The organism is Pseudoalteromonas issachenkonii (genome assembly GCF_002310795.1).
Lineage (GTDB): Bacteria > Pseudomonadota > Gammaproteobacteria > Enterobacterales > Alteromonadaceae > Pseudoalteromonas > Pseudoalteromonas tetraodonis.
Map to the genome: position 1 here is coordinate 97743 of NZ_CP011030.1, position 21198 is coordinate 118940.

General features: G+C 40.9%; 16 protein-coding genes. 7 read left to right on the forward strand and 9 right to left on the reverse strand.

All coding sequences use genetic code 11. The features are described from left to right. Positions 1-61: 61 nt before the first annotated feature. The 5 genes from hemC to add all read left to right on the forward strand — a co-directional run bounded on the left by hemC (position 62) and on the right by add (position 7810). Positions 62-1000 carry a hydroxymethylbilane synthase gene (gene hemC / locus PISS_RS00510; RefSeq protein WP_013463732.1) on the forward strand — a complete coding sequence of 313 codons (939 nt, stop codon included), beginning with the start codon at positions 62-64 and terminating at the stop codon, positions 998-1000. After that, the gene (locus tag PISS_RS00515) at positions 1000-2841 is read left to right on the forward strand and encodes a uroporphyrinogen-III synthase (protein ID WP_058153978.1); all 1842 of its coding nucleotides are present in this window, start codon (positions 1000-1002) and stop codon (positions 2839-2841) included. The genes hemC and PISS_RS00515 overlap by 1 nt, the downstream gene beginning before the upstream one ends. Next, positions 2838-3947, forward strand: a complete 1110-nt coding sequence (locus PISS_RS00520; RefSeq protein WP_058153979.1) for a heme biosynthesis HemY N-terminal domain-containing protein — start codon at positions 2838-2840, stop codon at positions 3945-3947. The genes PISS_RS00515 and PISS_RS00520 overlap by 4 nt, the downstream gene beginning before the upstream one ends. A 48-nt stretch (positions 3948-3995) precedes the next feature. Further along, complete coding sequence (locus PISS_RS00525) at positions 3996-6686, forward strand: ATP-binding protein (protein WP_058153980.1); 2691 nt, start codon at positions 3996-3998, stop codon at positions 6684-6686. Positions 6687-6808: 122 nt separating this feature from the next. After that, entirely contained in the window at positions 6809-7810 is a 1002-nt protein-coding gene (add, locus tag PISS_RS00530) for an adenosine deaminase (protein WP_024601988.1), read from the forward strand. A 47-nt stretch (positions 7811-7857) separates the two neighbouring features. Here add and PISS_RS00535 read toward each other — a convergent pair whose 3' ends face one another. The 5 genes from PISS_RS00535 to PISS_RS00555 form a co-directional block, all read right to left on the reverse strand. Continuing rightward, entirely contained in the window at positions 7858-8271 is a 414-nt protein-coding gene (locus PISS_RS00535) for a CBS domain-containing protein (protein ID WP_013463737.1), read from the reverse strand. Positions 8272-8442: 171 nt separating this feature from the next. Then, positions 8443-9156, reverse strand: coding sequence for an NAD(P)H-flavin reductase (gene fre / locus PISS_RS00540; protein ID WP_058153981.1), 714 nt, complete (start codon positions 9154-9156; stop codon positions 8443-8445). A gap of 86 nt (positions 9157-9242) precedes the next feature. Beyond that, positions 9243-10709 carry a 4-hydroxy-3-polyprenylbenzoate decarboxylase gene (ubiD, locus tag PISS_RS00545; RefSeq protein WP_033103673.1) on the reverse strand — a complete coding sequence of 489 codons (1467 nt, stop codon included), beginning with the start codon at positions 10707-10709 and terminating at the stop codon, positions 9243-9245. Between the two features lie 71 nt (positions 10710-10780). Then, positions 10781-12811, reverse strand: a complete 2031-nt coding sequence (locus tag PISS_RS00550) for a methyl-accepting chemotaxis protein (RefSeq protein ID WP_033103674.1) — start codon at positions 12809-12811, stop codon at positions 10781-10783. Between the two features lie 67 nt (positions 12812-12878). After that, on the reverse strand, positions 12879-13157 hold the full coding sequence (locus PISS_RS00555; RefSeq protein ID WP_058153982.1) for an MliC family protein: 279 nt from the start codon (positions 13155-13157) through the stop codon (positions 12879-12881). Between the two features lie 122 nt (positions 13158-13279). Between PISS_RS00555 and PISS_RS00560 the strand changes: the two genes are divergently transcribed. Further along, complete coding sequence (locus tag PISS_RS00560; protein WP_058153983.1) at positions 13280-14200, forward strand: DUF808 domain-containing protein; 921 nt, start codon at positions 13280-13282, stop codon at positions 14198-14200. A 15-nt stretch (positions 14201-14215) separates the two neighbouring features. On the opposite strand, the gene PISS_RS00565 is transcribed toward PISS_RS00560, so the two are convergent. The 3 genes from PISS_RS00565 to PISS_RS00575 all read right to left on the reverse strand — a co-directional run bounded on the left by PISS_RS00565 (position 14216) and on the right by PISS_RS00575 (position 18881). Beyond that, positions 14216-15157 carry a tetratricopeptide repeat protein gene (locus tag PISS_RS00565; protein WP_058153984.1) on the reverse strand — a complete coding sequence of 314 codons (942 nt, stop codon included), beginning with the start codon at positions 15155-15157 and terminating at the stop codon, positions 14216-14218. 86 nt (positions 15158-15243) lie between these two features. Continuing rightward, positions 15244-16647: a M20/M25/M40 family metallo-hydrolase gene (locus PISS_RS00570; protein ID WP_058153985.1), complete on the reverse strand. Its 1404-nt coding sequence runs from the start codon at positions 16645-16647 to the stop codon at positions 15244-15246. 158 nt (positions 16648-16805) lie between these two features. Then, positions 16806-18881, reverse strand: coding sequence for a TonB-dependent siderophore receptor (locus PISS_RS00575; protein ID WP_058153986.1), 2076 nt, complete (start codon positions 18879-18881; stop codon positions 16806-16808). 194 nt (positions 18882-19075) lie between these two features. On the opposite strand from PISS_RS00575, the gene dbpA reads away from it, so the two are divergent. Next, positions 19076-20464 carry an ATP-dependent RNA helicase DbpA gene (dbpA, locus tag PISS_RS00580; RefSeq protein ID WP_024601994.1) on the forward strand — a complete coding sequence of 463 codons (1389 nt, stop codon included), beginning with the start codon at positions 19076-19078 and terminating at the stop codon, positions 20462-20464. Positions 20465-20473: 9 nt separating this feature from the next. On the opposite strand, the gene PISS_RS00585 is transcribed toward dbpA, so the two are convergent. Continuing rightward, positions 20474-21055, reverse strand: coding sequence for a DNA-J related domain-containing protein (locus tag PISS_RS00585; RefSeq protein WP_024601995.1), 582 nt, complete (start codon positions 21053-21055; stop codon positions 20474-20476). Between the last annotated feature and the right edge of the window lie 143 nt (positions 21056-21198).

Here is a 21198-nt window from a genome sequence, read left to right on the forward strand (position 1 = left end):
GATAGAACAGGTTTTAATCCTGGAAGGTCAACAGACCCCAGTAATTATTAATGGATATTTTATGACTGAAAAAACAAAGTTAGTTCGCATTGCTACTCGTAAAAGTGCATTGGCACTGTGGCAGGCTGAATTTGTAAAAGCGCAGCTAGAGCATTTTCACGATGACGTGCGTGTAGAGCTGGTGCCTATGTCGACTCAAGGTGACATTATTTTAGATACACCACTGGCTAAAATTGGTGGTAAAGGCTTATTTGTAAAAGAACTAGAACAAGCCATGCTTGATGGGCGAGCAGACATTGCAGTGCATTCAATGAAAGACGTGCCAGTCGAATTTCCAGATGATTTAGAGTTACACGTTATTTGTGAGCGTGAAGACCCGCGTGACGCGTTTGTCTCAAATAATTTTGCCAATATTGATGCGTTACCGCAAGGCGCCATTGTTGGCACCTCAAGTTTACGTCGCCAATGCCAAATCAGAGCGTTGCGTCCAGATTTAGAAATTCGTGACTTACGTGGCAATGTAAATACACGTTTAGCAAAGCTTGATAGTGGTCAATACGATGCGATTATACTCGCAGCGGCTGGGCTAATTCGTTTAGAAATGGGTGAACGTATTCGTGACTTTATTGAGCCAGAAGTGTCGTTACCTGCTAATGGTCAAGGTGCTGTCGGTATTGAATGCCGTATAAATGATGAAGTTACTAAAGCCTTATTAGCTCCGCTGGAGCACAGTGAAACTCGTATTCGTGTTAATGCCGAGCGCGCAATGAACCGCCACTTAGAAGGGGGCTGCCAAGTTCCGATTGGTGCTTATGCATTGGTTGATGGTGAGCAAGTGCATTTACGTGGTTTAGTTGGGGCGATTGATGGCAGCGAAATTTTACGCGATGAAATTAGTGGGCATGTTGATGATGCGGAAAAATTAGGAGTTGAGCTGGCTAAAAAACTCTTAGCACAAGGCGCAGATAAAATCCTTGCTGACGTATATCGAGACGCATAATGAAACACATCTTGATAACTCGGCCCGAAGGAAAAGGCGCAGCCCTTGCACAGCAACTTGAGCAAGCGGGTTATCAAGCGTCTTTATGTCCTGTTCTAAAAATAACGTATTTAACCCCAACCAGCGTTGAGCTAAGCCCGTTGGTTAATGCCGACAAAATTATTTTTGTTTCGCAAGATGCAGTACATGCACTGAGTGCGCTTAAGCCTGCAATTAACACCAAAGCGCAGTTTTATGGTGTTGGCCAACAAACAGCCGACACCATTTATGAAGTATTTGGTGTACGTGCTGCTTTGCCAAAACAACATGATTCTGAGGGGTTGCTGGCGCTTAAGTCATTGGCTGAGGTTGATGGCAGTAATATCGTGTTGGTTAAAGGTATTGGTGGGCGGCCTGAGATAGCAAAAACCTTAAAACAACGCGGTGCTTTTTTAAATAATTGTGTGGTGTATCAGCGTGAGCCGGCAGCGCAACAACCCGCTGACTGGATAGACCACTGGCAAAGCCAGAATGTACACGGTATAGTCATTACTAGTAATGCCGCCGTTGATGCCATTTTTAATACCCTTACCGCGGCGCAACTAACATGGTTACAACAGTGCGAATTTTATGTTGCCAGTGAGCGTATTGGCGATTATTTACAACAGCAAAAAATAAATTCGACACATATACATACTGCGGCAGGGGCTAGCGACCACGCTATGTTTGCCTGCATTAATCAGCAAGGTAGCAAAATGAGTGAACAGTCAGCGACGTCAAAAGTAGAAAAAGCAGCAGCGCAACCAATAGCCAATAACACGTCTAATACCGCTAAAAACGACACTGCAAAAGCCAATAATCAAACGCAAAATAATACCCATAAAGTGAGTAAGGTGGGCAGTTTAGCGTTGGTGATTTCGTTACTTGTTGCCAGTGGCGTGGGTTATGAGTTTTATCAAAAGCTCAATGCCGGTAAAGTGCAAAATTTAGCGGTTAATGCATTAACAGAGCAAAATAAGATATTGCAGCAAGAGCTGCAAGCGCTTAAGTCTGAGCAACTCAGTCTACAGCAAGCGTTACAAAAGAGCGAAGAGCAAATTGCTATGGCGCTCAATGAAAACTCTGTAAAAAATCAGCAAGCATTAAAAGCAGCACTGCAAAAAGTGCAGCAAAGTGGTAACACATTAAACCCACAAGAAGTGACTAGCTTACAACGCATGGCTGAATTTAAATTGTGGGCTGAACAAGATTACCAAGGCACAAGTGCAGTGCTTAAACGTTTAGATTCACTTTTAAGCGACCACCCAGGCACGCTTGAGTTGCGCCAAGCAATTATACAAGACATACAAACACTCGATAGCATTAAACCCGTTGCAACAGAGGCGATTTACTTACAGTTAAATAGTGTAAGAGATCGTATCGATAACTTGGTATTTAATGCGGTTAATTTGCCAGAAGAAGCGTCAGTAACTGACGAAAACGCGCTCTCTGAAAATATGAGTGATTGGCAGCAAAACATCCGAAATAGCTGGAATAAAATAGTTGATAGCTTTATTACAATTCGCCATCACGAAGGGGTATTAATAGAGCCGCTATTAACTGATAGAGAGCGCCACCTGATTAATCAGCGCATAAAGCTCAATATTACTCAGGCGCAAGATGCGCTAATGAGCAAGCAAGCCAGCATCTATTTTAGCGCCTTAAACGACACAAAACGTTTGGTTAATGAATACTTTAAGCAAGATGATAATGCCACAAAAGTGGTACTACAAACTTTAGTAAACCTTGAAAAAGAGCCGCTTAACTTTAACCCTGAGGTGACATTGCAAAGTACTGAGCAAGTTAAGGAGTGGGCACAATGATAGGGTTGATCATTTTTATTGTCGCTATTGTATTGGTATTAGCGATCACTCCTTTCGTGTTAGATGAAAAAGGCTATGTACTGATTTCATTTAATAACACCACCATAGAAGGTACGATTGTTTCGTTTTGTATTATGGCGGCACTGAGCGCAGCAGCTTTGTATTTAACTTACAAATTCGTACGCTACTGTTTATCTATTTACAGAAATACCAAACATGGATTTTTTGCTCGCAGCCAAGAGCGCAAGCATGCGGCTATAGAGCAAGCACTTTGGAGTTTGATTAATGACGATTACGCGCAAGTGGAAAGCGCGTTATCAAGTAACAGTGTGCCAGCTAAATTTTTAGACATACGTTTGGCGTTACTAGCAAAAGCTGCACTGGCAAATAATCAACCCGATAAAGCGCTGGAATACTTGTTTGAAATAAGCCCTGAGCAGCAACTAAAAGTGGCTAAACTATGGTTAGCCAGTGGCGACAGCAGTGTTATTGAACCGCAAATACGGATGGCGGCTGAATCTAAAAAAGCCACGGTACTTGAGCTTAAACTGTACACTGAAGTGTTGGTGCAACAGCAGCACTTTAAAATATTAGAAGACTTTTTACCGCGCTTATTACGTAAAGATGCATTGAGCGATAAGCAGTGGCAGCAGGTGTTTTTAGCTTATTTTGCTGCTCAAGCGAGTGATGAGCTAACCAGTAAGTACCAGCAATTAGGTAAGAAATTGCAAGCACATGCGCACACTGCGTACTTAACTCAAATGGCAAAAACAGGGCAGTTGGCGAGTATTGAAAACGAGTTAATTAAAATGCTCAAACACGCTAAGCACCACACTGAGCTTGCCGACATTTTACGTGAAGCTGCGCCAAGTAATGCTTACAAGCTGCAATCAAGCATTCAAGAACGGTTGAAAAAAGATGAGCACAATAACGCGTTATTATTAGCATTGGCGTGTTTAGCGAATGCCCAAGGTGATTATGATTTAGCTGCACGAGTATTCGACAAAGCGCTTAATAGTGATAACAAATCACAGTATCGACAACAAGCTATACTAAGCTATAAACACAGCGCACAATTAGATAAGGCGCTTGTGCTCTATCAATAATGGATTATATTTTATAAATCAATAATTAAAAGCGCAGGAGCGAAGGCTATGAAAAATGTGTTTACACTCTCTTTTAGTCTTGCATGCGCTTATTTTTTTACTGGTTATCTTAGTAATTTATTACTCGCAGTTGACGGTTATGCCGTGGCTTCTTGGCCACCTGCAGGCATTGCACTAGCCAGTTTTTTATTATGGCGCCATCGCGCTTACTTAGGCATTATTGCTGGTTCTTTACTGATTAATTTAATTCATTTAGACCATGTTACAGATATTTTAAACTGGCAAATTTTGTTACATGCAGTGGGCCTCAGCTTCGCTGCTTTTTTGCAAGCATGGCTTGGCGCGCAAATAATTACAAAAGTAATAAAAGCCCCTCTAGACCTTTCATCGTTAAAATTAAGTATTCAAAGCTTAGTAATTGCAGGTCCTGTCTGCTGTGTTATAGGCGCTATTGCTGGCACGAGTTTATTAGTATTTAACCAGATCATCCCTGCTGCGAATGCGCTGGATAATTTTATTACTTGGTGGATAGGTGACAGCATTGGCGTATTAATTTTTACCCCATTGCTATTAGCTGTATTTCACTATTCTGAAATGCGCCATCGACTACAAGTTATTGTTCCTGCATTACTTATTTATGCGATTATTAGTATTAGTTTTTATGGTGCAGCGAGTGTAAAAAAACAAAAAGACACTCAAAAGCAAGAAACGAAAGTGCTTGCGACTCAAAGCGCTATAAATCAAAAGTTAGATGAGATCATTGCGCATCTATCTTTATTAAGTGGTTTTTTAGCAAATAGTGAAGATGTTAGTTTTAGTGAGTTTACGCAGTTTACAGCTAAACAATTAAGCTACAGTGAAGAAATACTTGCTTTTAAATGGGTTCCTGCGATTACTGATGATTCTCGTGCCGAGTATCAATCATGGATTGAGCAAGTTGATAGCGAAAACCCGTTTATCAAACAAAAATCAGCGAATGGGCAATGGCAAAAAGCCCCCTATCGAGAGCTCTATTACCCCGTAAAATATATAAACCCACTTAGGGGAATGAAAGATATTGTTGGGTTTGATTTAGGTTCAAACGAGCAAGTACGCACAGCACTCACTAAATCTAAAGTACTTAATGAATTGGTGATCAGTGAACCGACAGCACTGATACCGAATAACGAAGAATTAAGTGTATTTTTTATGTATCCCGTTTTTGGAAATGTGGTAACAGAAGGCGATTTTAAAGGATTTGTTGTTGCCGTGGTTAGCTTAGCTAAACTTTCTAAGTCGCTGTCGTTTGACTCTAATGAGCGTATTGCGATTAGTTTTTTTGATATTAATAATGCTGAAAAACAGCAGGCACTTTATATTGCAGAGCATCATTCTATGGTGTTACTAAAAAAATATCAGTTGTTAATTGGTCAGCGAATGTGGCGCATTGAGCTGCATCAACCCGTTTTAAAATCATCGTGGCTCATATACTGGCTAGCGCAAATAGTGGGTATGTTATTTGTGTGGTTGTTGATTATATTTTTGATCTCTGTGACGGCTACCAATATTCGGATTCGCGAACAAGTGGCAAAGCAAACACTCACGCTACGCCAAGAAAAACAAAAGGCCGATGAAGCCAGTGCTATAAAAAGTCAGTTTTTAGCCAACATGAGTCATGAAATACGCACGCCAATAAATGGCATAAAGGGTATGCACTATTTAGCGCTACAACAACAGGATTGGCAGCAAGCAAAAGGCTATATAGAGCAAGCTGATGGTGCTCTAAGTGTATTATTAAGAGTGTTAAACGATGTACTCGATTTTTCTAAAATGGAAGCCGGTAAGCTTGAGTTAATGCAAGAGCCTGTGAACCTCAAACAATTAGCCGAAGACATCGTCGGTTTAATGCAATTTGAGGTGGAGAGTAAATCGCTTTCTTTAAAATTAGAGTATGACAGCGATGCGCATTTAATTCTCAATACCGATCCTATTCGTTTAAAGCAAATTCTGCTTAATTTATTAAATAATGCAGTAAAATTTACCGCAAAGGGCTGTATTACGTTAAAGATTTGGCAATCATCAAAAATGACATACTTTAGCGTTAACGATACCGGGATTGGCATTAGCTCTGCAGCTCAAAAACAGCTTTTTAAACCCTTTTCTCAAGCAGATAGCTCAACGTCGCGTCAGTACGGTGGTACTGGTTTAGGTTTGAGTATTTGTAAAAAATTGGTCGAATTGATGGGAGGGGCTATTGATTTAAAAAGCAGTGAGGGGCATGGATCTACGTTTACTTTTAGCTTACCAGTTCATTCATCGCTGCCAAAAGCCAAATACAGTGCTGATGCTTTATCAAAAATTGATGTCAGTAATATTTCTTTAGAAAAATATCAATTACTTATAGTGGAAGACAACCCATTAAACCAACATGTTGTAAGTGCTATTTTAGAAACTAAACACGGTATTGCTGATATCGCAAATGATGGCTTAGAAGCGATTGCGATGCTTAGCGAAAAAAACTACGACCTAGTATTAATGGATATTCAAATGCCTAATATGGATGGTTTACAAGCAACAAAAGTGATTCGTAATGAGTTAGGTTTTTTTGATTTACCTATTATTGGTTTATCCGCCAACGCTCACGAACAAGACGCTCAAAAAGCGATTGCCTCTGGAATGGATAGCTACATGACCAAGCCTATTGAAGCTGATGAGCTATTTAAAACGCTTTGGTATTATTTATCTCGCTTAGATAAGTAACAGTTATTTTTGTACAAAAGGCAGACATAAGACCTCCAAGCGCCATTTTAAATATTCTACACTTGAAATATTACTGTACCTGCGTATCATTCGCGCAATTTTAACTCAACCGAGTAGCTACTATGATTAATAGAAAAATACCTTTGCTAGATATTCACCGTCACTTAGATGGGAATGTACGCGCGCAAACCATACTAGAACTTGGTCGTCAGTTTAATATAGCTTTACCAGCAGATAATGTTGAGGCACTTATTCCTCATGTTCAAGTTATTGATCCTGAGCCAAACCTAATGGCATTTTTACAAAAGCTTGATTGGGGGGTCACGGTACTGGGTGATTATGATGCCTGTAGACGAATTGCAATAGAAAACATTGAAGATGCACAAGCGCAAGGCCTTGATTACGTAGAACTACGTTTTAGCCCTTACTACATGGCACAAAGCCAAGGTTTACATCCTCAGGGCGTTGTTGAAGCCGTGGTTGATGGTATTAAAAGTGCAACAAAAGATGCTGATATTAAAGCAAACTTAATTGGTATTTTATCTCGTACTTACGGTGTTAAAACCTGTCAACACGAGCTGGATGCTTTACTTGCTTTTAAAAATGATTTGGTCGCGGTTGATTTAGCGGGTGACGAAATTGGTTACCCTGGTGAACTGTTTGTTGATCACTTTAAACAAGTACGCGATGCATATTTAGCGGTTACTGTGCATGCTGGCGAAGCATTGGGTGCTGCAAGTATTTGGCAAGCATTAAACGAGCTTGGCGCAAGCAGAATAGGGCATGGCGTTAAAGCGATTGAAGACTCAACGCTAATGGATTATTTACGTGATAACCGTATTGGTATTGAATCGTGCTTAACCAGTAATATTCAAACCAGCACAGTGAATGATTTAACTAAGCATCCGCTTAAACAGTTTTTAGATCATGGCATTTTGGCCAGCATTAATACCGATGATCCGGCTGTTGAAGGGATTGAAATTGAGTACGAATACGCAACTGCAGCGCCACAAGCTGGTTTATCGCAAGCTGATATGGAAAAAGCGCAAGCCAATGCACTTGAGATTGCGTATTTAAGTGATGCAGATAAACAGGCACTCAAAACCAAAGTCGCACAGCGTTAATCACCTGTACTATAAAAAAATGCCACTGTTTACAGTGGCATTTTTGTCTATATGTGAGTTTGGCAGCTAACGTAATTATCATAAAGTGCTTTTAAAATATCGGCACGGCTGATCATGCCAACTACAACGTCACCATCAACCACAGGGTAATTCTTTGGCTTACCGGGTTGCATTTGTTCTGCTAATTCCATGATATTGGTATCACCGCTGACCGTCACAACTTCTGTTTGCATCAACTGCGATACTTTTACCATACCGTCACAAAAATAACTGCTTTGCATTAGGGGTTTAAGTAGCTCTTGCTCAGAGATAAAACCTACTAGCAACTTGTTATCGTCAAATACTGGGGCACCAAGCAATTTAAATTTTTGTAGTTCTGCAATGGCGGTCGTCATTTCTGTATTAGGGGTGATATGAGGCAACTTGTGTTGCATAAAATCTTTTACTTTTGTATTTAGCATTTAGGTTTCTCCCGCTGAATGTTCTATACAAAGTATGGTTTATAGATTGGATTTTAGGAAATTGTTTATGTTGATGAGTTTAATAGGTAATAACAATCATCGCAGCGGTAATGGCGGGCAATAAAAACAATTAAGGCACCCTAAGGTGCCTTAAAAATGATGCATTTGCTGTTATTTTATAAAAGCAAATGCATCCGCGTACATGTTTTCGCGAATGGCACCGTGGCTAATAAAGTCATCGCGCACTATGCCTATCATGTCAAAACGACCTGCCATGTAAATATCGTAAGGTTCAAGCGAGATGATATCGTCCATTACCGCTTTATGCACATAACCAGTATGGCCAGTCCAGCTGTCAGTAGGATTTTCTACCACAGGAATAAATTCGAAGTGCTTATGACTATCTGCCCAAGTTTTCATTTCGCTGTGTGCATACAGCGCAGACTCTTCTTTAACACCCCAATAAAATAGCACTGGGCGCTGACAATTTATTTCAGCAAGGTGATCGGCCATTGATTTTGCGTAAGAGAAGCCTGTGCCGCCAGCAAGTAAAATAATGGGGCGCTCGCACTGCAAACGTAGTTGAGAAACACCTAAGCCCGCTTCAATAGTCACTGTTTGATTATTATTGTGGGCACTACGAAGGTGCTCTAGCGATTGCATAGCATATGAGTCAGCAACTGAAGCACCAATATGTAATTCTAAAGCATCCGTTTGTGAAGGACGGCTTGCAATTGAAAACGCACGTTTATCTTTTTCACCTAAAACCAATTGTAAATATTGGCCAGCTTCAAATGTGACGGGTTGCTGCGGCTTTAAAATAACTTTATGAACAAATTCTGTTAGTGGACTGATAGAAACAACGTCAGCGTGTAATGTTTGCATGTTTTACCTTAAATTAGCGGATACGCACTTTATTTGAGCAATAGTAGCATATCCGCAGGGTGAGTTTATAGCCTAGACCAAAGTCGTTAAAGAATACCTAGGCTATCCCAAAGTTCATCAACGCGATCTTTAGTGGCTTGATCCATAACAATAGGTTCGCCCCACTCACGGGTTGTTTCGCCAGGCCATTTGTTGGTTGCATCCATGCCCATTTTTGAACCAAGGCCAGAGACAGGCGATGCAAAGTCTAAATAGTCTATTGGCGTGTTTTCAATTAACGTGGTGTCGCGTGCAGGATCCATACGGGTAGTAATAGCCCATATTACATCGTTCCAATCTCGGGCGTTAATGTCATCGTCGCAGACAATAACAAATTTAGTGTACATAAACTGTCGTAGGAATGACCAAACCCCCATCATTACGCGCTTGGCGTGCCCGGGGTATTGTTTTTTCATCGTAACCACGGCCATACGGTACGAGCAGCCCTCTGGCGGTAAATAAAAATCAACGATTTCTGGAAACTGTTTTTGTAAAATTGGCACAAATACTTCGTTTAAAGCCACCCCTAAAATAGCTGGCTCATCAGGCGGACGACCCGTAAAGGTACTGTGATAAATAGGGTCTTTACGATGAGTAATATGAGTGACTGTCATAACGGGAAAGTCATCGACTTCATTATAGTAACCCGTATGGTCGCCATAAGGGCCTTCAGGTGCCATTTCACCTGGCATAATATGCCCTTCAAGCACGATTTCTGCGCTGGCCGGTACTTGTAAATCATTCGAAATAGACTTAACCACTTCCGTTTTACTGCCACGCAATAAACCGGCAAAAGCATATTCGCTTAATGTATCGGGGACCGGAGTAACCGCCCCTAAAATTGTGGCAGGATCAGCCCCTAATGCCACTGATACCGGATACGGCTCACCAGGGTGTTCTTTGCACCACTCTTGAAAATCAAGCGCGCCACCACGATGAGATAACCAACGCATAATAATTTTATTTTTGCCAAGTAACTGCTGGCGGTAAATCCCTAAATTTTGACGCTTTTTATAAGGCCCTTTGGTAACGGTTAAACCCCAAGTAATTAAAGGCGCAGCATCACCAGGCCAGCAATGCTGAATAGGAAGCTTGGTTAAATCAACATCGTTACCTTGTAAAATAACTTGTTGGCAGGGCGCTTTTTTTACTTCTTTGGCTGGCATATTAAGGACTTGCTTAAATACCGGAATTTGTCCAAGGGCTTCTTTAATGCCTTTCGGTGGCTCTGGCTCTTTTAAAAATGCCAATAACTTACCAACTTCTCGTAATTCACTGACATCTTCTTGGCCCATACCCATTGCTACACGCTTAGGTGTACCAAATAAGTTAGCTAGAACAGGCATGTCATACCCTTTCGGGTTTTCAAATAATAAAGCGGGGCCTTTAGCACGCAGTGTGCGATCGGCAATTTCGGTCATCTCAAGATACGGGTCGATTTCTTGGCTGATGCGTTTTAATTCGCCTCGTTTTTCAAGTAAATCGATAAAATCGCGTAGATCTTTGTATTTCATTGTGGGCCGTTACTTAGCAAAAAGTTAAAAGTATTATACCCAGTTCATGCAAGCCAAGTCATTACTTGCACTTAAAACTTAAAGCGCTCTACCGCACCTTTTAAAGAGTGTGCAAGTTGGTTAACATCTTCACTTTCGCTTGCTAGGGTCGTCGCATTGTCGGCATTTAAGGTGGCATGATCGGTTACCTTAGCCATTATTTGTTGTATATCAGTGCTGTTTGCAAGTTGTTCATGCGATGCATGGGCAATGTCTTTGCTCATTGCATTGACCGATACTAACGTGCTTTTGATACGCTCAACGGCTGCATTTAGTTCAGTACTGTTTTCAACACAATGTTTGGCTTGTTGTTGACCATCATTTATTTCAGCTTGGGTAGTCTGAGTATGTTGTTGTAGTGTGTTGATCATGGTGGTTATTTCGCTAGTGGAGCTTTGTGTTCGTGCTGCAAGCGAACGCACTTCATCGGCCACTACGGCAAATCCTCGACCATGTTCACCGGCTCTTGCTGCTTCAATGGCCGCATTAAGCGCTAGCAAATTGGTTTGCTCTGCAATACTGCTAATCGTATCAACAATCGCGCCAATCAGTTGGGTGTATTGTGCAAGCTCCTCGGTGCTGCTAACTGCTTTATCTAGGCGGCTTAAAAGAGATTCAATACTTTGGCTATTGTTGTTTGCAATGTCATTGACATCATTTGCAAACTGCGAGGCATTCGTTATTTCATTTGAGGTACTCTGCGCTTGTTCGTAAACGGCTTGTGAGCTTTGTAGCATACGTTGCGCTAATGAGGTTGCTTGTGCGCTGCGTTCCAGCTGTTGCTTAGCAACGATGGTCATTTGTTGCCCTTTTTCACTGGTTTGAATGGCTGAATTATCGAGTTCGTAGGCGTCGTTACTGATCCCTTTTATTAGGTGAGTTAAATCATCACAAAGCTTATTGGTATTATGCAGTAAGGTACCAAATTCGTCTTTACTTAGAGGATTACTACGCTGTGAAAAGTCACCTGAGGCTATGCGTGCGAGTTCTTTATTCACCTTTTTAAGTGGTTTTAGCATGGCGTTAGTAGTAAACACTGAAATAATAACCAGCAAAACAATTAAAACAAAAGCAATAATAATAACTAAGCTAGAGCCGGTATTGATTGCTGACTTAGCGCTCTCTTGCAGGGAGTTAAAGCGCGTGTCTGCAAGTTTATTAAGCTCAATTAGCTGATTTTCTATAATGATAAAAGCATGTTGAAAACTTTCAAACCGCTGATCAACCTTGTCTTTGCTATTGAGTACAGTGTTCTGCAATGCATACAGCCCATCAGGATTATTTAATAGGCTGCTTAAATCGTTAAACGCCGCTATTAACTCATTGGCGTTGAGCTTATTTGCAATAGGAGAGGCTTGTTGCTCTAAATAACTAAGATTAGATTGAATATTATCGAGTAAAAAAGAAGTGTCCTGTTGGTGGGCATTGATATCTTCAGAGGTGGTTACTTGCCCGATGCCTTTGACATTATTGTTTAGAGTAAATAATAAATCATCAATTCGAGTCGCTGTGCCAAAGACTGCATTTAAAAGCGATTGCTGGTTGCCTGCTACGTTTATAAGCTCTATATCAAGTAATTGGTTACTCAGATCGCGAAGCTGTTCATTAAAGGTAACTGTCAGTGCTGCGGCGGTACTTTGCGCCTTAAAGCGTTGCTCTTTTGCTGCCAGCATGTCGTTGCTTATTGTATTTAGCTCAGTGAAGTCATTATGAATAGTAACAAGTAATGTTTGCATACTTTGTTGCTTGGCAACTTGCGCTTTTAGCGTCTCTAATTTATTAAAAAACTGTGTTTGCTCTGCGTGTGCTTGCTTTTTATTTTGCAGTAGTAAATCAAGTTTAGTTTGGCTGTAAGCAATGGCGTTAAATTTAGTAATTGAAAGTAGCGATAAACGCAGGTCTTTACTCGCTTGCTGTACCGGAACCGCTAACGTTTCTATGCGCGAGTTAGTGGTACTGATTTGATGGAGTGACCAGTAAAAAAATATGCAGCTGGTAAGCATTAACAGACCAATAGCTGAAAAGGCTAAAATTATTTTATGTTTTATAGCGATAGAATGCATAACTTTATCAACAATATTAAGACTTTTGTTAGTGTAGCAAGTTTTTTAATATGTTGTTAGTTAATGGTTAATTGCTTATGCATTGATATTTTTTACCGTCAATTATTAGCATAGCTTGCTCGCCCTTACTCCAAAACAGTACCTTGGTATTAATATATTTGCTACCAGAAGCACTCACCTCATGAGTTAATAAATAATCATGCTTATTAAAGCGGAGCGTCGCCTGTTTGTTGCTAATAATATCTAGCTGTGCAGCGGTGTTATCGCACATGTAGTTAGTTGTAATGGGTTGCTCATTGCATGCAACCAGCGCTATTAAAGCAATAGTAGTGGCGTAGTGTTTCATTAGGTTGTGTTTTACTTATTTAGTCGCTTGGTTAATTAAGAGCTTAGCAAAGCTAAATTAACCGTTGGTGAAAATAAGGCTTTACGTTATGTTTAAGCTCTTATTTTTAGCTAGGGAATATCATGGCTGGCACTAACCTCTTAACATTACTTGATGATATAACGACCTTACTTGATGATATTGCGACCATGAGTAAAGTTGCGACTAAAAAAACGGCAGGCGTACTAGGAGATGACTTGGCGCTCAATGCGCAGCAAGTTACAGGGGTCACTGCCGATAGAGAGCTGCCGGTAGTATGGGCGGTGGCAAAAGGGTCGTTTTTAAATAAAGCGATATTAGTCCCGGCTGCGTTATTAATTAGTGTGTGGTTGCCTTGGCTAATTACGCCACTTTTAATGATGGGTGGTTTATTTTTATGTTTTGAAGGCGCTGAAAAAGTATTTGCTCGCTTTTTACCTCACCATGAGGAAACGATAGATGATGATGAAAAGTTAGATTTAGTTGAATATGAAAGGCAAAAAGTAAAAGGTGCTATTCGTACTGACTTTATTCTGTCTGCTGAAATTATTGTAATTACCTTAGGGACTGTGGCTGGGGCTACGTTAATGAATCAAGCACTGGTGCTAAGTGTTATTGCCATCATCATGACAATTGGTGTTTATGGACTGGTAGCTGGAATTGTAAAACTTGATGATGCTGGATTGTATTTACTTAACCAATCAAAACTCTCTGCGAATAAATTTAAAGAATTACTGGGTAAAGGCCTACTTGCAGCAGCTCCCCGACTTATGCAGTTTTTAGCCTTTGCAGGTACAATCGCCATGTTTTTAGTGGGGGGTGGAATTTTAGTGCATGGTGTTGAGTTACTGCATCATACGCAGATTGATATCATACATTATGCCCAGTCAACTTTAGGTGGGGTAGGTGAGATGCTAGCCCCTTTAGTATTTGATGGCTTACTTGGTGTGGTTGCGGGTTTGGTTATTGTTATTATGCATGTAACCTATACTAAGCTCTTTAAAACCCATAGTAGCGCGGCGTAATCGCGCTACTTTACATTATTCACATTGTGCACTTTTACATAATTGCTCAAGCTCGTGTTTAGCTTTGCTATTACCTTGAGCAATGGCTTTTTTATACCAATAAATAGCTTGTGGGGCGTTTTTCTCTGTGCCTTGCCCGTCGCGATACATTTGCGCCAGATTTAGTTGCCCCCATTGAGAACCTGTTTGCGCTGCAAGAGTAAAGCTTTCTAGCGCTTCATCGTATTGCCCATCTTTGTGGTACATAATTCCTTGTTGATTATTTTTATCGAGCTTTACTCCTTTATATAAAGGTTTTGGCTGTGGCGGAAACATCACAAATCCACCATATAAACTATTTGCATAGGGGCGCAGTACGTCGAATATAATGTCATCCTTGTATAAGCGTTTTATTTCATTACGAGGCAGGGTGATGGTTTTAGACGAAAAGTAATCTCTTTGCACTAATAAACTGGCACGCATTGCTGTGGTTATAGCGCTGCTGCGCTTATAGCTGTAATTACTCACCTGAAACGTTATAAATTGCTGATCAAAGCTCAGCACTTGCGCTACTTTTAAATTAGTCAGTGTCCACGGTTCATGAGTGAATTTATCGGCCTTTACTAAATAGGTATCGTAGGCTTTGGGGTTGGTTAAATAACTTTGTTTTAGTGCCTCAGCATTAAGGTGTTTTTGGTAAAAAAATAACAATACCCACAGCAATAAAACTAACCCAATACAGTATTTGGGTAGGCTTAGCTTTTCGAACAGGGGTAACTTTTTAATGCTTGTAGGCTCACAATGTCCACATTGATAGCACTCGCGTTTATAGCTCAACTTTATCGGAAATATAGGAAGAATAGTAAAGCGCAAAAAGCGGCTTTGGTTAACTAAGTGATAGCTGTTACTTTTGCAATTAGGGCAGCACTGTACTTGTGTAAAATGAGGAAAAGACTGACTGGTATTGAAAAGCAGCATGAAAATACGCTCCCTGTTTTAATTTTCTTTAAGTTAAAACAATGAGCGTATTAGTTAAAGCAGCAAACTGTAAGTAATTATGTCTGTTACTCTTTAGTGCGTGCTTTTGGTTTAATGGTCGTTTTAGCGTCGGCGGCCATTAACGCAAATACAGCATAAGCAGCGGTGTTTTGACGAAGTTTAGCGGGGGTTACTTTATCAAGGGTGTCATCCGCTGTATGGTGGTAATCAAAGTAGTCAGTACCATCTTGTGCCAGTTCAAAAATAGGTGCAGAAACTGCATTTTTAAATGGGATGAGATCGGGTCCGCCTTTAGCTTCATTTTGGCCAATGTATTCAATATTTAATGGCGCAAGTTCTTTGGCAATCGCGCGCACTACTGGCAGTGAAGCTGCGTTTACATTTGATTCAAAGCCATAAACTACATCAGCACCAAAGTCAGACTCTGCAGCAGCCACAATGTTATTAAGCTCATTTTTATGCTTTGCAAAATACGCTTTTGCGCCCCAAAGGCCGAGTTCTTCAGCTGCAAAAAGCACAACGCGAATACTGCGCTTAGGACGTTTTACATCACTAATATGCTTTGCTGCTGCCATGGTTAAGGCAACGCCAGCGCCATCATCCAGAGCGCCAGTACCTAAATCCCACGAATCTAAGTGTCCACCAATAAGTACATATTGCTCAGGGTTTTCAGTACCATTAAATTGGCCAATGACGTTATAACCAGTGCCCTCGCCTAGGTTTTCGGTTTGTACATTAATATTAACCGACACGTCTTTGTTTAATGCGACTAATCGTGCTATTTGGTCAGCATCAGGATTGGCAATAGTCACGTTAGGTATTTTAGTTACCCCTTCTTTATAATAGCTACCGCCGGTATGTGCAAAGCGATGGTGGCCAGTGCTAACTGAGCGCATCATATAGGCAACGGCGCCTTTTTTAGCCGCTTCAATTGCTCCGGTAGCACGGGCTTTTACCGCGGGGCCATAACCATTGCCGTCAATATCACGGTTCATACGGTAATTAATATAAGCAATTTTACCTTTTAAGCTATTCGCCGGTGCAGCTTTTAATTCGTCAAGGGTTTCGAATAAGACGACAGGTGCGCTGATCCCCTCTTTGGGGGTACTAATGCTGTTACCCAGTGCTGTTAAATGCAGAGGTTGCTCGCTTGGAGTGAGTATTTTTCCGCTTTCGCTATAGCGACGCCATTCAGGGAAGGTTGCTTCTTCTAACCAGACTTTATCAAAGCCCAATTCATCAAACTTTGCTTTTGCCCAAGCAACGGCTTTCTTATCGTTTTCGGTGCCTGGTAGGCGCGGGCCTATTTCAGTGGTGAGTGATTCTAGTAATTGATAGCTTAAATCACTTTTAAGGGCGGTGGTGCGCACCTCATCTACTTGTTGTAGCTGTTTTGTAGTGAATTCACTGTTGTTGGCGCTTACCGTCATGCTGGTGGTAAATAGGAGTGCTGTGAGCAATTGTTTCATATTCAGAGAGCCTTTGTAATGATTAACACCATTAAAGCATGTAACAAACAGGATAAAAAATAGATGAGATGAGTAGGCTATTCAGTGGGTTCAAAAGTCAGTTCAAAAAAAAAGCCCACCTCAAATTGAGGTGGGCTATGGGTTTTTAAAGTTTGTATTTAAAAGCTAAATTGCGCTGCTAAACGCACGTTTGTGCCTTCACCTACCGTCACGTTATTTAATCCACCACCGGCTAGGTAGTTTTTATCGAATAAGTTTTCAATGTTTAAACGCAGGTTAATATCTGTATTACTTACCTTAAGTGCGTATGTTGCGCCAACATCAACACGGGTATATCCCTGTTTTGTTACTGTATTGGCATTATCGGCAAAACGTTCACCTTCATAAAAAGCGCCGGCATTAAAAGCAATGGCGTCGTTGAGTTCATAACGGGTCCAAAGTGAGGCTGACCACTTTGGCGCATCGGTTGGGCGCTTACCTTCTAATTCTTCATCTCGTTCATAGTTAGCATCTAAATACATGGTTGATGCCATAACAAATAAACGATCGGTAGCAGCACCTTGTGCAGAAAGTTCAAAGCCTTTATGGCGCTGTTCACCTGCTTGCGTGGTTATGCTGGTTATATCACCAATAGGGTTAATCAGATTTTCGCTCACTAAGGTGCCTGTTTTACTAATATCAAATAGGGCGCCGCTAAGCATTAATCGATCATCAAACAGTTGCCATTTAACCCCAACTTCTCGTTGCTCAGAAGTAATGGCATCGAGTTTCATGCCATTATTAACATCATTTTCATTTTCTAATGTTTCGTTTTGCGGCTCAAATCCTTCCGAGTAACTTGCGTATACGGTTGCTGATGCATTTGGATGGTAAAGTACGCCGACCTTAGGTACGAACGATTCGTTATTGCTGTTTTCTTTACTTTGTTTATCGTAACGACCACCCAGTGATAGTTGCCATTTAGGCGAGAACGAAATCAAATCTTGGATATAAATCCCGTAGTAGTCGTAGGCAGATGAGCTAACAGTATCATCTGATTTGTAACTTATATTTGGGCGATTAGGCTCATTTTGACCGGCAGAAAAATTAATCGTATCAGCAGATGTGCGTAATTGGCCATAGTAATAATCCAGTGAGTTAACGCCTACAAGTAATTGATGATGCACACCCACGGTTTCAAATTCGCCAATAAAGTCGATAAAAGCAGTTTTAAACTGCCAATCATCAAAGCGATCGTAAGGGCGTGACTGATAACTATCGCCTTCGATAAAGTCACTTGGCTTACGTGGTGCTGACTCAAAACGCTGGCGCTCAAATGTTTGTTCATTGTAGCCAAGTTTTACTTGCCAGTTATCGGCTAAAAATACATTAAAATCAATGCCCATGTTTTCAACGGTGATGTCGGTAAAGGCCCAAGACATGTCACGAATTGTTTTATCGTTACCAATGATATTAGCATCATTATCGATCCAAGCCCCCGTATCCAGACCTGCTTCGTCATCTGTACGGTCATAGTGAACACGTACTAAGGCATTATCGCTAATATCGTAATCAACCACTAATGCACCTAAAAAACGATCGCGTTCGCGGTTATCACCGTTTTGATACTCACGCCAATATTCAACATCTTGTTTTACTAATACGCCACGGGCACGTAAATCTTCAGCTTCAGTCAATGCGCCGCCAGCATCAAGCATAAAGCGAGTTGAGCCATGTTGATCGACATCGGCACTGGCATTAAATAACGTTTGTGCGGTTGGCTTTTTAGTCACCATATTTACTAAGCCGCCAGGGCCCGATTGGCCGTACAAAATACTCGATGGTCCTTTAATTACTTCAACTTGCTCTAAAATTTCAATAGGTTGTTGATAGTGCGACCAATGCTGGTGGCCATCACGCAGGTAGCCGGTTGATGAACTTAACTCAAAACCACGTAAGTTAAATACTTCACGATTACGTTGCTTAGATCCTGGCGTTAAACTCGCATCGTTACTTAGTACTTCACCTAAGGTGGTTGCTAGTTGCTCATTTACAATTGTATCTGTAATAACAGTGACTGATTGTGCGGTATCGAGTAATGAGGTTGAGGTTCTCATTGCCCCACTGGCATTATCTACTTTGTAGTCGTTGAAGTAACTGCCTTTTACTTCAATGCGCTCTATATTTGCGGTGTTAGCGAATACATTTGCAGAGGTACTGGCTAAAAGTGCGATAAAAAGTGGGTTAAGTTTCATTAGTAGCTTCCGGCTTAGAGTTATTAGAATAGTAAAACGCCGCAGATCTTAATGAAAATAACTATCATTTGCAATATCTTTATTTGCACTTTTTATCGTGCGTTGTTAATGGTTGCTAATTGTTAAATCTGCTATTATTAGCCGCATATTTATTGAGACTTTTCTCAAGTTATTTTTTTGCTATGGAATTTACTGTGACCGCAACTGCTTTTTCATCGTTGGCCTTACCTTCTGGGTTAGTTGATAATTTATCAACACTCGGCTACACCCAAATGACTCCTGTACAGGCACAAAGCCTGCCTCCTGTTTTAAGTGGTAAAGATATTATTGCCCAAGCGAAAACAGGCTCAGGTAAAACAGCGGCATTTAGTCTGGGCGTTTTAGCCAAGCTGAATGTTAAACGCTTTCGTATCCAGTCGTTAGTGCTGTGCCCAACCCGTGAGCTTGCAGAGCAGGTGGCTGTTGAAATGCGCAAATTAGCACGCGGTATTCATAATATTAAAATTTTAACTTTGTGTGGCGGGGTATCAATTGGTCCTCAAATTGGCTCACTTGAACATGGTGCGCATATTATTGTGGGCACACCAGGGCGAGTTGACGACCATATTCGTAAAGGTACATTGCGCTTAGATGATGTTGAAACGCTGGTACTTGATGAAGCCGACCAAATGCTTGATATGGGTTTTCAAGACACCCTCGATGCCATAATTGAGTGTATTCCAACAAATCGTCAAACATTGTTATTTAGCGCGACTTTTCCAAAATCAATCGAAGCCATTGCAAAGCGTGTTCTGAGCAACCCTGAAATGATTAAAGTAGAAGAGCAGCAAGAAAAAAGCACTATCAAGCAATACTTCTATAAAATGGATAATAATAAGCAACGTTATCCAACCCTTAAATTACTATTACTTAAATTTACCCCACAAAGTTGTGTGGTGTTTTGTAATACCAAGGTAGAAACACAGCAAGTATGTGATGATTTAGCCGATGAAGGCTTCAGCGCCGTTGCATTGCATGGCGATTTAGAGCAGCGTGACCGTGAGCGTACACTGATTCATTTTGCCAATAAGAGTGCGTCTATTTTAGTGGCAACCGATGTAGCAGCACGCGGCTTAGATATTGATGATATGGACATGGTAATTAACTATCACTTAGCGCATGACCCACAAACGCATGTTCACCGTGTAGGGCGTACCGGGCGAGCGGGCAAAAAAGGCATTGCGTGTTCTATTTACGGTGATGCTGAGCAATTTAAAGTAGCGCAAATTGGTGACCACTATGAGCGTGATTTTACCCCTGAGCCAATGCCATCTTATAACCTACTTGATAAGCCTCCATACAAACCTGAAATGGTGACATTGATGATAGATGCGGGTAAAAAGCAAAAAGTGCGCGCGGGTGATATCTTAGGGGCATTAACAGGTAAAGATGGTATAGCAGGGCGCCAAGTGGGTAAAATTAATGTACTTGATAACGTGGCTTTTGTCGCGGTAGAGCGTAACTCATCTAAACCCGCGTTACGTAAATTAACCGAAGGCAATATTAAAGGGCGTAAAATCCGTGCTCGTCGCCTGACGCGCTAGTTTTACGTTTTAAGATGAGCAGCTCGCCTTGAGTTGCTCATATTCCATTTTTAATTGTTTAAACACTTCATTATCACCCCCTTGTTTGTCTGGATGATGCTGAACGGCTAGTTGTCGCCAACGCTTTTGTAATGTTTTTAAGGTAATTGGTTGTACTAATTGCCAGCGAGCGATTAATTGCTGATGTTGCTGAGCACTTAAAGGCGCTTCATGTTGTTTAGGCTTACTGAAACGTTGCCAAAAGCTATCTAATAATGCGTTAATTTCTGCTGTTGATGTTTCAAAGTTTTGCCAGTTTAAGTAGTAGTCACGCAGCGGATCGTTTGGGTGAAGTTGGTTTTGGCGAGGGTCGCTTACCAGCTCAATATGTAAACTTTTAATCAGTAGCTGCTGTTTTGGCATAACTTGCTGCTGTAACTGATAAAGTGCATTCATAATTAAAAAATTACGTTTAAATAAATCACGCCCAGGATCAGCTGCTAAGGTATCAAGTAACCCACGTTCTTTTAGTTCCGATGCTAAAGTATGAACCATCCACACTTTATTATTGATTAATAGTTCAAAAATCTCATCTATCAGTGGGTTAAGCATTGTTTACAATCTATTAATTGGTGTATCTTGAACAAATTATCATACACCTAAGTAACATTAAACCCCAAGGAGTGGGCGTGAATGCCTATTTTATATTGGTCTAAATTAGATGTTTACATATTGTTTGGGTGTCATTTTATTAT